At 42.3% G+C, this 12,937-nt stretch carries 11 protein-coding genes and 1 other annotated feature; of the genes, 6 read left to right on the top strand and 5 right to left on the bottom strand.

Features of this window, described 5'->3' with window-relative positions:
• Positions 1–93: 93 nt before the first annotated feature.
• The 4 genes from HED61_RS04620 to acnA all read right to left on the bottom strand — a co-directional run bounded on the left by HED61_RS04620 (position 94) and on the right by acnA (position 5,606).
• Positions 94–618, bottom strand: a complete 525-nt coding sequence (locus HED61_RS04620; protein ID WP_021150612.1) for a biotin transporter BioY — start codon at positions 616–618, stop codon at positions 94–96.
• A gap of 82 nt (positions 619–700) precedes the next feature.
• Positions 701–1,528: a helix-turn-helix domain-containing protein gene (locus tag HED61_RS04625; RefSeq protein ID WP_003128072.1), complete on the bottom strand. Its 828-nt coding sequence runs from the start codon at positions 1,526–1,528 to the stop codon at positions 701–703.
• A gap of 138 nt (positions 1,529–1,666) precedes the next feature.
• A complete protein-coding gene (gene icd / locus HED61_RS04630) occupies positions 1,667–2,917 on the bottom strand; it encodes an NADP-dependent isocitrate dehydrogenase (RefSeq protein ID WP_003128073.1) in 1,251 nt (416 codons plus the stop codon).
• Positions 2,907–5,606 (bottom strand): aconitate hydratase AcnA, encoded by a 2,700-nt coding sequence (gene acnA / locus HED61_RS04635; RefSeq protein WP_219645211.1) that lies wholly within the window; start codon positions 5,604–5,606, stop codon positions 2,907–2,909. The genes icd and acnA overlap by 11 nt, the downstream gene beginning before the upstream one ends.
• A gap of 186 nt (positions 5,607–5,792) precedes the next feature.
• Here acnA and HED61_RS04640 point away from each other — a divergent pair, with 186 nt between their 5' ends.
• The 3 genes from HED61_RS04640 (at position 5,793) to spx (ending at position 8,324) form a co-directional block, all read left to right on the top strand.
• Complete coding sequence (locus HED61_RS04640) at positions 5,793–7,154, top strand: citrate/2-methylcitrate synthase (protein WP_172956408.1); 1,362 nt, start codon at positions 5,793–5,795, stop codon at positions 7,152–7,154.
• A 295-nt stretch (positions 7,155–7,449) separates the two neighbouring features.
• The gene (locus HED61_RS04645) at positions 7,450–7,839 is read left to right on the top strand and encodes an Asp23/Gls24 family envelope stress response protein (RefSeq protein WP_003128077.1); all 390 of its coding nucleotides are present in this window, start codon (positions 7,450–7,452) and stop codon (positions 7,837–7,839) included.
• A gap of 35 nt (positions 7,840–7,874) precedes the next feature.
• Complete coding sequence (spx, locus tag HED61_RS04650) at positions 7,875–8,324, top strand: transcriptional regulator Spx (RefSeq protein WP_003128079.1); 450 nt, start codon at positions 7,875–7,877, stop codon at positions 8,322–8,324.
• A 247-nt stretch (positions 8,325–8,571) separates the two neighbouring features.
• On the opposite strand, the gene rpsD is transcribed toward spx, so the two are convergent.
• On the bottom strand, positions 8,572–9,183 hold the full coding sequence (gene rpsD / locus HED61_RS04655; RefSeq protein WP_003128081.1) for a 30S ribosomal protein S4: 612 nt from the start codon (positions 9,181–9,183) through the stop codon (positions 8,572–8,574).
• Between the two features lie 372 nt (positions 9,184–9,555).
• Here rpsD and HED61_RS04660 point away from each other — a divergent pair, with 372 nt between their 5' ends.
• The 3 genes from HED61_RS04660 (at position 9,556) to HED61_RS04670 (ending at position 12,881) form a co-directional block, all read left to right on the top strand.
• Positions 9,556–10,353 carry a formate/nitrite transporter family protein gene (locus HED61_RS04660; RefSeq protein ID WP_003128082.1) on the top strand — a complete coding sequence of 266 codons (798 nt, stop codon included), beginning with the start codon at positions 9,556–9,558 and terminating at the stop codon, positions 10,351–10,353.
• An 88-nt stretch (positions 10,354–10,441) separates the two neighbouring features.
• Positions 10,442–10,699: a binding site (T-box leader), on the top strand.
• A 47-nt stretch (positions 10,700–10,746) separates the two neighbouring features.
• Complete coding sequence (locus HED61_RS04665) at positions 10,747–11,877, top strand: 5-methyltetrahydropteroyltriglutamate--homocysteine S-methyltransferase (protein ID WP_003128083.1); 1,131 nt, start codon at positions 10,747–10,749, stop codon at positions 11,875–11,877.
• Between the two features lie 227 nt (positions 11,878–12,104).
• Positions 12,105–12,881, top strand: a complete 777-nt coding sequence (locus HED61_RS04670) for a Cof-type HAD-IIB family hydrolase (RefSeq protein ID WP_003128084.1) — start codon at positions 12,105–12,107, stop codon at positions 12,879–12,881.
• Positions 12,882–12,937: the final 56 nt, after the last annotated feature.

The raw sequence follows: 12,937 nt of genomic DNA on the forward strand, positions 1-12,937 counted from the left end.
AAATAAGCAGAAATTTCAAAAAAATAAAACAGCAATTTTCGGCAATTCCTTTTTATTGATTGAAGCAGTCCACGTTTGCTACTTTCTCTTTTTTTACCGCTGCAATCTTTTCCGCAAGAAAATCCCTAAATAAGCCGCAGCAATGGCTTTGATCACACCGGGCAGAAGGAAGAGAACAAAACCGCCATTGATGGCAGCAGTCCAAGACATAGCGGTGCTCCATTTTAACCATAAGGTACCAAAAAACAATGTTGCTAATGCACCAGCGATATTCGCTAACATCCCTCTCACATATCCGGCGCGGCCTGTTTCCAAAAGTTTCCCCGTCAAGAGTCCATTAAAGATAAAACCAATCAGATAGCCGCCTGTAGGTCCGAATAAGACGCCGATGCCACTTGCTCCGCCGGCAAAAACTGGTAATCCGATCAACCCCAGCAATAAGTAAATAAGGATCGACATGGTCCCTGTGCGCATTCCTAGAAAGGTTACCGCCAAGCCGACAGCAAAGGTTTGGCCTGTCAGAGGAATCAATCCTAATGGGATGGTTAGTTGAGACAGCCCAGCAATAATGATGGCAAAAAAAGCAGCATAGATTTGTTCTCGCAATGGTATTTTCATAGTATCCTTCTTTCGTTAACACATAATCCAATAGTTGGTTAACGAAATTATAAATCTTGGTTAACGAAAAGTAAAGAGTAAATCAACGTTTTTTTCGCAACGCTTGCAACAAAGTTTCTGTAGCCAAAAAAGGGGTAAACAGTTCAAAAACCTCAGAGGATACAGGAAAGTATCCGACAAGCGTTACTAACGTAGATTCATCGAGAAAAGGTAGCAGGTCTTCAAGCTCTGACAACCGTTGCTCCGGATTCTCTGACGCTGCCAGGATCTTTTGAAGAATGCGTCCTAGATCTTGCTTTTCGAGAAAAGGGGCAATATCTTCCAACTCGTACAAAGACAGCGAGTTTGAGACAGCCTGCTCAACTTTTTGGGCTAAGAAAGTGGCAGATAAGTAGGGCGCTGCTTCTTCCAGAAAAGCGAAAGTATAGTCCTCTTTCATCAATTGTTCCAAATGATCTGTCTCTAAAAAAGGTAAAAATTCTTCTAGTGCTTCTTCGGTCAGCGGTTCTGTTATAGGTTTCAATAAAGCAAATAATTCTTCACTGCTCAAAAAAGGTGCCAATTGCTCCACTAACTCAAGTTCAAAAGGCTGGGCTTGAGTCGCAGCTGCCAATTCTTTAGGTTTAATGATCGGCGCCAACGTGGTGATTTCCTGAGAATCGGCGACTCCCTCGTGGTAATGCATTACTGCAACTCCGCTATTTCCTAATAGTTCGTCAATGGATAACTGCAAAATTGTTGCTAGCTGGGGCAATTTTTCGATGTCAGGCAATGTATTGCCTCGCTCCCAATTGCTGATAGCTTGATAACTGACCAATAATTGATCTGCTAAGTTGCTTTGAGTCATATTTAGTTCTCGACGTTTGCTGGCAATCCGTTGGCCGATTTGCCGTATGTTGAATTCATTCATGTGAACTCCTCCTTTCGTGTCTCCAGTATAGGGGAACTAGCAACTGAAATACAATCAAGCCTTCGTTGAGTTGTCTCAAAAAAATTCAAGCCCTCGTTGAGTTGTCTAAAATGACAAGTCAACGAGAGCGGTGAATGATTATGGAGTGATCAATGTGACCAGATAGTCACCGAACGCTTTGGTAGACAAACAATGCGCGTCAGTCATAGCTGCCGCAAAGTCAGTTGTGACTTTCTTTTCCTTGATTGCTGTCTCGATGGCTGTGGTAATAAGAACTGCTGCTTCATCCCACTGGATATATTCCAAGAGCATACAAGCAGAGAGCAACAACGAGCAGGGATTGGCTTTTCCTGTGTCAACGATATCGGGGGCAGTACCGTGGGTTGCTTCAAAGATTGCGGCACCACTTACATAATTGATATTTGCACCTGGAGCGATCCCAATTCCGCCGACTTGAGCGGCTAATGCGTCGGAAAGATAGTCGCCATTGAGATTGCAAGTTGCGATCACTGAAAATTTTTCTGGGTACAAAAGAATCTGTTGCAGGAAATTATCTGCGATCACATCATTGATAATGACTTTTCCGGCTTGTTGTGCAGCAGCAAGTGCTGCTTGAGCCGCTTCAATATTCTGCTCAGATTTAATTGTTGCCCATTGGTTCATCGTGAAGCACTGATCGGCATAATTCGTTTCCGCTAATTGATAGCCCCAATTTTTGAAGCCGCCTTCGGTGAATTTCATGATGTTCCCTTTATGAACAAGGGTGACAGACGGCAAGTGGTGTGCGATAGCATACTCGATCGCTCCGCTGATCAACCGCTGACTGCCCTCTTTTGAGATCGGTTTGATCCCGATGGCGCTGCTTTCTGGAAAGCGAATGTTTTTGACACTGAATTGTGTTTGCAGCACCTCAATTAATTGTTTCGTGAGGGGATCATTTTTTGCAAATTCGATTCCTGCGTAAACATCTTCTGTATTTTCACGGAAAATCACCATATTCGTCTTTTCCGGATGCTTCAAAGGAGAAGGTACCCCGGCAAAGTATCGAACGGGCCGAACACAAGCATAGAGGTCTAATGTTTGGCGCAATGTGACATTGAGGGATCGGAATCCTTTGCCAACTGGTGTGGTCAATGGTCCCTTCAATGCGATTTTAGCCTCTTGGATAGTGGTAAGAGTCGACTGCGGCAACCATTCGCCGGTTTGTCTAAATGCTTTTTCACCAGCTAAAACTTCTTGCCAGTGGATCCTTCTTTTGGGACCATACGCTTGTTTTACGGCCGCATCAATCACAGGTTGCGCTGCTTGCCAAATTTCTGGACCAATGCCGTCACCACTGATATAAGGAATTGTGAGAACAGTGTTAGATAAGGACGCTTCAGAATGCATTGCTAGTTCCTCCTGCTTCTATTTTTTTGCGAATGACCATTGGTAAGATTCCTTGATGTTTCCAGTAACGGATATCTGCTGGTGCATCGAAACGCAGCCGAGTCGGAAAGGTGATCATTGTTTCATCTGTACGTTTGGCTGTCACATCAATCTGCTGATTGACCTGCGGTTCTTCGGGCAGTTGGATAAAGAAGGATTCAGAGCCATCCAATCCCAAGGAAGCGGCAGTTTGCCCAGCAAGATATTCTAGAGGAATCACACCCATCATGACCAAATTGCTGCGATGAATCCGTTCGAAACTTTCTGCCAAGACTACTTTGACGCCTAAAAGTTGGGTCCCTTTAGCTGCCCAATCTCGGGAAGAACCCATCCCATAATCTTTACCAGCTAAAATAATGCAAGACTGTTCGTTTTTCTGATAATTCATGGCAGCGTCATAGATTGACATCGTTTCCCCTGTAGGAAAATAATGGGTGATCCCGCCAGTACTTCCAGGAACCAGCTGATTCTGTAAACGAATGTTGCCGAAAGTTCCCCGCATCATGATGTGATGATTGCCTCGCCGTGAACCAAAAGAGTTGAACTCACGGTAAGGAACAGCTTTGGTTTGCAAAAACCTGCCGGCGGGAGAATCTAATCCAATGCTACCAGCGGGAGAAATATGGTCTGTCGTAACAGAATCCCCCAATTTGGCTAACACTTTCAAATCAGACAAACTTGTTTGGATAGGTAATTCTTTGGTCAAGGAATCAAAATAGGGTGGGTGGGCAATATATGTTGATGTGTCCTCCCAAGCATAACAATCACTGGCAGTTGTATCGATACGGTTCCAACGCTCATTGGCGTCGAATAGATGCGCATAAGCTGCACGAAACGCTTCTGGTCCAACAAAAGCTTGAATATATTCATTGACTTCTTCGTTACTTGGCCAGATATCCGTCAGATAAATTTCTTGTCCTGCTACGACGCCTAGAGGCTCCTTCGTCAAATCTTTCCGGATGGTTCCAGCAATGGCATAGACGACGACTAACGGAGGAGAAGCTAAATAATTGGCTTTGATCTGTGGATGGATCCGACCTTCAAAGTTGCGGTTTCCAGATAAAACAGAAGCGACCAGTAAATTTTCGTTTTCGATTGCTTCTGCTACGGGTGCTTCTAATGGACCGGAGTTGCCGATACAAGTCGTACAGCCGTATCCAACTAAATAAAAGCCTAATTGTTCAAGATAAGGCAATAATCCACTGGCAGTCAAATAGGTGGTTACGATCTGGGAACCAGGGGCCAAGGAAGTCTTGACCGATTTTGGCACGGTCAATCCTTTTTCTACCGCCTTTTTTGCTAACAATCCCGCAGAGAGCATGACGAAGGGATTGCTCGTATTCGTACAGCTAGTGATAGCTGCAAGTACGATATCTCCTGTCTGCAATGTTTCGGAAGGCTCGTTTGGCCAGTTAACTTGGCTGCTTTTTTGCCATTCCTTCTCCGAAAGACCGAAGCCTTTTGGTCCGATGTCAGCCGTGAGGGAACGATCGAAATCAGTGCCAACTTCCGGTAATAAGATACGGTCCTGTGGTCGTTTTGGTCCTGCCAATGCGGGCTGGATCTTGGCTAGATCGATGGTGACCGTTTTGGTGTAGTCTGGTATCTCCGTCGCATCATAAAAGAGATGATTGGCTTTTGTGTAGGCAGCAACCTTATGGATCAATTCGGGTGTTCGTCCCGTAGTAGCTAAATAGTTGAGGGTCTCTTCATCAATTGGACAAAAACCGCAAGTGGCGCCATATTCTGGTGCCATATTGGCAAGGGTCGCACGGTCAGCTAAACTTAACCGTTGGTAACCGGTTCCGAAATATTCAACAAATTTTCCTACCACTTGCTCCTTTCGCAAGACTTCAGTAACAGTCAACGCCAAATCAGTTGCGGTCGTACCGGCAGGCATTTCGTTCACAAAACAGACACCGATAACTTCTGGAGTCGGGAAAAATGACGGCTCGCCCAAAATCGCTGCTTCTGCCTCGATACCGCCAACGCCCCAGCCCAATACACCGAGACCATTGATCATCGTTGTATGGGAATCTGTTCCTTGCAATGTATCCGGAAAAAGAAACGGCTCGCCAGCAATTTTTTTTTCCAAAATCACATCAGAAAGTGATTCAATATTTACTTGATGGATGATACCGGTCTCTGGAGGGACAACTTCAAAATTGTCAAATGAACCCTGAGCCCACTTCAAGAATTGGTAGCGCTCTTGGTTTCGTTCAAATTCACGCGCCGTATTGAAAGCCACTGCTTCCGGAGTCCCTGCACAATCGACTTGGACGGAATGATCGACAACCAAAGTCACGGGAATCTCAGGATTGATTGTATCTGCATTCCCGCCTAAGGCAACGATGGCGTCTCGCATCGCAGCAAGGTCTACGACCGCTGGAACACCAGTGAAGTCTTGCAAAACGACACGTTCGGGTTTGAAAGGTACGACGCCTGTGGGCTGTTCAGCGTTCCAATTGACCAAATAATCCAAGTAAACAGCAGTGATCTCTTCATCTTGGTGACGGGCGACACTTTCTAGTAACACGCGAATCGAGTAAGGCAATCTTTTTAATTCAGCGTTAAAGTCAGCCGCGACCTTTGCTAAATCAATAAACGTATAGCGCTGATCATTCACGATCAGGTTTGTGTGCCAATTCATAAGCATCCTCCTTAAATATCAATCTATTAGGAATAATTATACGTTTATAAAAAGAAAAATCAATTAAAATTATGAAAAATATTTCATTTTATAAACATCGTGCTATAATGTTTAAAAGTTTTTATTTTTTGAATCAAATGAAGTTAGTAGCATGTTTACGTAAGGATGTTAGGAGGTAACATGGCTGTGGAAAAATTAGAAAAAGAAAAGAATATCGTATATCTTTCATCATTGTGTCAGAAACACAATCAAATCGATATGAATCTTTATTCAGAGTATGACGTAAAACGTGGACTGAGAGATTTAGATGGAAAAGGTGTCTTAGCCGGCTTAACAACCATTTCTACCATTTATCCAGAAAAAATCGTGGCGGGGAAGCCCCTCGAGGCTTGTGGGGAATTACGTTATCGAGGAATCGATATCAATGAATTGGTTGCAGGATTCGTTGAAGAAAATCGGTTTGGTTTTGAAGAGATTGCATATTTATTACTTTTTGGCGAGCTGCCAAAGTTATCTGAATTGCAGGGATTTCGTCAGTTATTGGCGGATAAACGTACGCTTCCAACCAATTTTGTTCGTGACGTGATCATGAAAGCACCTTCTGCGGATATCATGAATAGTTTATCTCGCAGTATTTTGACATTAGCCAGTTATGATCCGCAAGCCGATGATGTCAGTATTGAGAATGTATTAGAGCAAAGTTTGATGCTGATCAGTGTCTTTCCACTGCTGGCGATCTACGCTTACCACGCCTATAATCACTACAATCAAGAGGGAAGTATGTATATTCATCGCCCTTCGGAGGAATTAAGCACGGCAGAAACGATTTTGACCATGCTGCGTCCTAATAAAGCCTATAGTTTTCAAGAAGCTCAAACCTTGGATATGGCGCTGGTGCTTCATATGGAACATGGGGGCGGAAACAACTCGACCTTTACTACTCGGGTAGTTACTTCTAGCGGTACCGATACTTATTCGACGATCGCAGCCGCATTAGGGTCGCTAAAAGGGCCTAAACACGGTGGAGCCAATATCAAAGTGACGGAGATGATGAGTGATCTGAAACGCCAGATTGCTGATACAACAGATGAAGCTGCAGTTCGTCGTTATTTAGAAGCAGTTTTGGATAAAGAAGCTTTTGATCGCAAGGGCTTGATCTATGGTATGGGACATGCTGTCTACAGTGACAATGATCCTCGAGCGGCAATTTTTAAAAATTATGTAGCCAAACTCGCACAAGAGAAAGGCATCGGCGCTTGGCAAGAATATCAACTTTACACAACTGTTGAACGAATCGCTCCAGAAGTGATTGCTCAAAAACGAAAAATGTATAAAGGCGTCAGTGCGAACATTGATTTTTTCAGCGGCTTTGTTTATAAAATGTTAGACTTGCCAGAAGAACTTTACACACCGATGTTTGCGATTGCGCGAATCGTCGGCTGGTCTGCTCATCGAATCGAAGAATTAGTCAATGCCCAAAAAATCATGCGACCAGCTTATAAGGAAGTGTCTTCTGACCGGAGCTATACAAGGTTGAATGAGCGGTAGGATTGAGGAAGAATCTTTTTAGATAAATCAGATAAAATATAAGAAGTGATCGAGGAAAATATTTTCTGGAATCGCTTTTTTATATTAAAAAAACGTACCTTATTTCGGTAATTTGCAAAAAAAGTATCCGGTAACAAGTGTTTTTCTTTGTAAAAAAAACAAAAAACTTCTATGCTAATAGAGGAGGGTATTTTTACCTATGGTGGCAGATAACCGCAAAAGGTTGTTGGTTTTGGTGGATCTGTTACTAAAAAAAACGTTCTTTTTTCAGAAATGCAAACAAGGAGTGTGAAAAATGGAAAATGAACAAGCGGCAAATGTAGAGACTGCTTCGCTTACCTTTGAGGAGAAAGTCTTGCAGACGATCGTAGGTGTAGCCTTGGCGTCAATTGATGGCTTAATCAGTGCAGATGGAAAATTTTTTTCAAGTATGACGGAAGATTTGGCCGACCAGAGCAATGTGACATCGGGGATCGAAGTGGAAGTTGGCAAAGAACAAGTAGCAATTGATTTGGAAGTTATTGTTGCCTACGGGAAGGATATTCCCCGGTTGTTTGCTCAGATCCAAGAAATTGTTTTGCAAGAAGTTAGTCGGTTGACTGCTTTAGAAGTCAAAGAAATCAACATTCGCATCGTGGATGTCGTCAAACAAGAAACGATCGAAAAAATCACAGATAATCAATAAGAATCCGCAGAAAAATCAGAAAGGAAGAATGATCAATGATTTCACTATACACAACGCCTAGCTGTACATCATGTCGCAAAGCGCGGGCTTGGTTGACCGAAAATGAACTACCCTTCAAAGAAAGAAACATTTTTAGCGATCCATTAAATAGTGATGAACTACTGGAAATTCTTTCTTTGACAAAAAACGGGACAGAAGATATTATCTCAACACGTTCAAAAGTGTATCAAAAATTAGCCATTGATTTGGATGACTTGAAATTAGAAGAATTATTAGCGTTGATTGAGCAATACCCGAATTTATTGAAACGTCCCATCATTGTTGATGGCGACAAACTGCAAGTAGGATATAATGAAGATGATATCCGCAAATTTGTGCCACGCAATATTCGGAAAGTAATCTTTAAAAAGCGTCAGAAAGATTTGCTGTTGTTCAACTATCATCAAAAAAATTCATCCGGAGAGTCCGTCGTCAATATTATTTGAAGTCGACCTGCCGATTAATCGCGAACTGTGTGGTATTTCCTTCGGGAAACCAGCACAGTTTTTTTGATTTCTCAAAAAAGAGGTCATGTCAGAAGTAGTCTGCTTCAAGAGAGATGAAAAGGAGAGTTCGAAAATTGCTTGTCGGATTTCTGTGAAATTTTGACTTCTTTCCGAAGAAGTTATTTCTAACAATTTATAAAAAAAGAAGCTGTGACAAGATTTCTGTCGCAGCTTCTGGTGAAAATTCTTATAGTTTTTGGTTGTAGAATTCAACGACTAGTGCTTCGTCAACTTCTGCAGTCAATTCATCGCGTTCTGGTAAACGAGTCAATGAACCTTCTAATTTTTCATCATCAAAGCTTACAAATGCTGTACGACCAGTAGTTGCTTCGATTGCTTCTTTGATTGTTGAGATGTTTTGTGATTTTTCACGAACGCTGATCACTTGACCAACTTCAACATGGTAAGAAGGGATATCTACACGTTTGCCATCTACTAAAATGTGGCCATGGTTTACTAATTGACGTGCTTGACGACGAGTAGTTGCAAGACCTAAACGGTAAACGACGTTATCCAAACGTTGTTCTAACAAGATCATGAAGTTAACACCGTGTTTACCTTCTTTGATTTTGCTTGCTTTGATAAACAATGTACGGAATTGACGTTCGTTCATGCCATACATATGACGAAGTTTTTGTTTTTCAGTCAATTGCATACCGTATTCTGATTTTTTGCCACGGCTGTTTGGTCCGTGTTGTCCTGGAGCGTAAGGACGACGTGCCAATTCTTTACCAGTTTCTGAAAGAGAAATTCCTAAACGACGAGAAATTTTCCATGATGGTCCTGTATAACGAGACATAATTTAGTTCCTCCAATAAATATAGTTTGGAGTAAAATAATCCGTTGAAAAATTCACATCCGTGCAGTTCGTTCTTCAATCTTCACCTTTGCAGCCGCGGTTACGCAATTGAACCTTTTAGGCAACGAACTGGTGACGAGCTGTTATTTCCCTGCTGCATTATTTTACACAAGGAACAGTATACGATAAAATAAGAGGAAAAGTCAAGGTATGATTGAATTCAATTGCAATGAAAATGTGATGAAAATTTCATATAAAAAGTAACGTTTTTCAGAAAACACTTTACAAATAGGCGTTTGGTTATTAAAATGTGAAGGTATTGTGTACTTTATAACGAACTCAATTATCATACCCATAAAAAGGAGCAGAAAAATGAATCCAGTATCCCCATTATTTGAAAAAATTGATTCTTCCATTGAAAAGAAGGTCGATTTGATCAAAAGCAGTTATTTACGCTATGCTGTACGGGCCATGATGGCATGTCTTTTCTTGACGCTAGGAACAGCGATTGCCTTTGCGATTGCTATGAAAGGTGAGGACATTGCACATGGACTAGGAAAAATGTTGTATGCATTTATGTTTAGTTGGTCCCTTGTCATGATCTTATATATGAACGCAGAATTAGGCACATCAAATATGTTGTATATGACCGTCGGTGTTTATCGCAAACGATTGAGTGTTCCTTTGGCATTGAAGATTTTGTTCACTTGTGTGCTCTTCAATTTAGTCGGTGGTTTGATTTTTGGATCAATTATTTCTTTGACTGGACCTTTTCAAGGGTTGCCTGCGGATAATTTCTTATTGACTTCCATTACCGCAAAACTTGATAAGCCGACACTCCAAATCGTCGTCGAAGCAATGTTCGCAAACATTGTCGTTAATACAGCTGTTTTAGTAAGTATGAGAATGAAAGATGATGCAGGGAAAGTAGCTGCGATTATTTTCATTATCTTTATCTTTGCCTTCTTAGGCTATGAACACGTCATCGCTAACTTCCCAGCGTTTACGTTAGCTTTCTGGGCATCTGGCGGCCACTTAGCTGGTATGACTGTCGGCAGCGTGATTCACAATCTTGTCTTTGCCTTTATCGGGAACTATATCGGTGGCGGCTTGATCATGGGTCTGGGCTATGCATGGCTCAATCAATCAAAATCAACTTATGTGGATTAAACGAAGAAAGAAGCAGCAATGCTTCTTTTTTTTAAAATCAATATTGACACACTAAAATCATTCTGCTATCCTTGTTAAAAATCAATAAGTAAACACGTAGAAAAAGAAAGTAAGATTCTGTGGAATTTCTAACAGAGAGCCCCGACAGCTGAAAAAGGGTGAAAGAAAACGAATCTGAAAATGGCTTTTGAGTGGGTGTTTCGAGAACGCAAGTTCTAGAAGCGCACGGATGTCCCCGTTACTGAGACCCCAATATCACGCAACAGCGTCGCATTGGAGTAGAGGCATTCTTCGTAAGTCGGATGCAAACTAAGGTGGTACCATGTAAATTTATTACATCCTTAAGAGATAACTCTTAAGGATTTTTTTTTACCCAAAAAAGGAGGAGAAACTATGTGCCAAGTGATCAATCATTATGAAATTGTAGGAAGTTTTTTGCGTCCGGAGAAGTTGAAGCAAGCAAGGGAAGCGTTCGCTGAAGGAAAAATCACTCGATCCGAGTTAAAAGAAGTTGAGGATCAGGCGATCAGTGAGTTAGTCGCAAAACAAAAAGAAGTTGGCTTGAAATATGTCAGCGATGGCGAATTTCGCCGTAGTTATTGGCACTTGGATTTTTTCTGGGGATTTCAAGGAATAGAGCATATTTTGATGGATCAAGGCTACTTGTTCCATGGGGAAGAAACCCGTGCTGATTCTGCACGATTAGCTGGGAAAGTCGCATTCAATCCAGAACATCCCGTGTTTGAGGAATATCGCTTTGTCGCGGCTCAAGCAGATGGGGTGCCTGTTCGCCAGAGTATCCCAGCGCCTGCTCAATTGTTTGTCGAACTTGTTCGAGGCAGCAACGAAGAAAAAGTGAACGCTATCTATCCGGATCGGGAAGTATTGCTTGCTGATATTGCGCAAGCCTATCGTGAAACCATTTTAGCCTTGTATGATCTTGGCTGTCGTCATCTAAAATTGGATGACTGTACGTGGGGGATGCTGGTGGACAAAAATTACTGGCAGTCAAGGACCAACGATGAGTATGATACACAAAAATTACAAGAATTGTATCTGCGGTTGAATAACAGTGCATTGGTGGATCTGCCTAACGACCTGCACGTGACTACCCATGTTTGCCGTGGCAATTACCATTCGACATGGGCGGCATCGGGAGGCTATGAGCCAGTTGCGGATTCGCTGTTGGGACATGAAGCGGTCGAAGCCTTTTTCTTGGAGTTTGATGATGATCGCTCTGGGGACTTCCAGCCATTGCGATTTGTCCCAGAAACAAAGAAAGTTGTTCTCGGTCTAGTCACAAGTAAAAATGGGGCTCTGGAAGAGAAAGAAAGCTTGATTGCCCGGATCAAAGAAGCCAGCCAATACGTGCCCTTAGAGCGTTTGAGCTTGAGTCCGCAGTGTGGCTTTGCTTCAACAGAGGAGGGCAACATTCTGTCAGAAGAAGATCAATGGAAGAAATTGCAGCTGATCATTGAAGTGGCAGATGAAGTCTGGGGCACTCAACCAGTCACTGCCAAATAGACAAAGACGATTGAGGCAAACACTTCATGTGGTTGAAAATATTTCAGTTTCCCCAAAAAATGAGCCACCTTCATTGGTAAGCAAGAGTCATTCACCAAGATCCGCCACTTATTGAAATAGACAGCTTTTTATGTTAAGAATAGGGTATGCTTTTTGGAGAGAACATGATCCAAAAGTAAAAATTCTTGTTATTTCTTACAGAAAGAGAGTCTTAGTTTTTTATGGATATGAATCGGAAATTCTTTGCTTTTGATATTGATGGCACGTTACTGGATTCGAACAAGCAACCGTTGGAAAGTACGATTGAAGCATTGGAGTTGCTGCGAAATGCTGGGCATTTCGTGACAGTTGCTACAGGCCGCAGTCGTTTCCATGCGAAAGACATCATCCGCTCCCTTGCTTTTGATAATTATATTTTATGCAATGGCGCTGCTGCATTTTTGGCACACCAACAAGTGTACAAAAATTTATTAGATGAAGAACAGCTAAAAGCATTTGTTGCTGAAGCAAACGAGTTAGGGATCGATACCGCATTTGTGGGAATGGATACGGCTAAACGAGCTTCTTCTTTAAATATTGGTATCATGGATGAAGCAATGCGCTCTTTTGGCGCACAATTGCCTGAATTAGACATGCACTTTCCGGAAGAAAAAGAAGTCTATCAAGCGTTGGCTTTTTATGGGAAAGAGTATGAAGACTATTTTGACGATCGCTACAGTAAATTACGTTTTGTTCGCTGGCATGAAAACAGTGTCGATGTCGTGCCAAAAGATGGTTCAAAAGCAGCCACGATTCTTTCGGTGGCACACCAACTAGGAATCTCACAAAAAGATGTGATTTGTTTTGGCGATGGCCAAAATGATCGCGAAATGCTGCAAGCTGCCGGCGTCGGCGTGGCCATGGGTAACGCGGCTCCCGAGATTCAAGCGATTGCTGATAAAGTCACCGCCAGCAATGATGAGGATGGCATCTGGCAAGCATTGAAAGAACTAGACTTGATTTAAACAAACTGTGTCCTAAGAAACAGACAAACCTGAAATTTTTTGCAACAGCCAAATCA

This window comes from Enterococcus gallinarum, assembly GCF_021496385.1.
Lineage (GTDB): Bacteria > Bacillota > Bacilli > Lactobacillales > Enterococcaceae > Enterococcus_D > Enterococcus_D gallinarum.

Bases quoted from the DNA above. Each gene is read 5' to 3' on its own strand.
- HED61_RS04620 (WP_021150612.1), bottom strand. From the start codon at position 618: ATGAAAATACCATTGCGAGAACAAATCTATGCTGCTTTTTTTGCCATC.
- icd (WP_003128073.1), bottom strand. From the start codon at position 2,917: ATGCATTCTGAAGCGTCCTTATCTAACACTGTTCTCACAATTCCTTAT.
- HED61_RS04665 (WP_003128083.1), top strand. From the start codon at position 10,747: ATGTGCCAAGTGATCAATCATTATGAAATTGTAGGAAGTTTTTTGCGT.
- HED61_RS04645 (WP_003128077.1), top strand. From the start codon at position 7,450: ATGGAAAATGAACAAGCGGCAAATGTAGAGACTGCTTCGCTTACCTTT.
- spx (WP_003128079.1), top strand. From the start codon at position 7,875: ATGATTTCACTATACACAACGCCTAGCTGTACATCATGTCGCAAAGCG.
- rpsD (WP_003128081.1), bottom strand. From the start codon at position 9,183: ATGTCTCGTTATACAGGACCATCATGGAAAATTTCTCGTCGTTTAGGA.
- HED61_RS04670 (WP_003128084.1), top strand. From the start codon at position 12,105: ATGAATCGGAAATTCTTTGCTTTTGATATTGATGGCACGTTACTGGAT.
- acnA (WP_219645211.1), bottom strand. From the start codon at position 5,606: ATGAATTGGCACACAAACCTGATCGTGAATGATCAGCGCTATACGTTT.
- HED61_RS04625 (WP_003128072.1), bottom strand. From the start codon at position 1,528: ATGAATGAATTCAACATACGGCAAATCGGCCAACGGATTGCCAGCAAA.
- HED61_RS04660 (WP_003128082.1), top strand. From the start codon at position 9,556: ATGAATCCAGTATCCCCATTATTTGAAAAAATTGATTCTTCCATTGAA.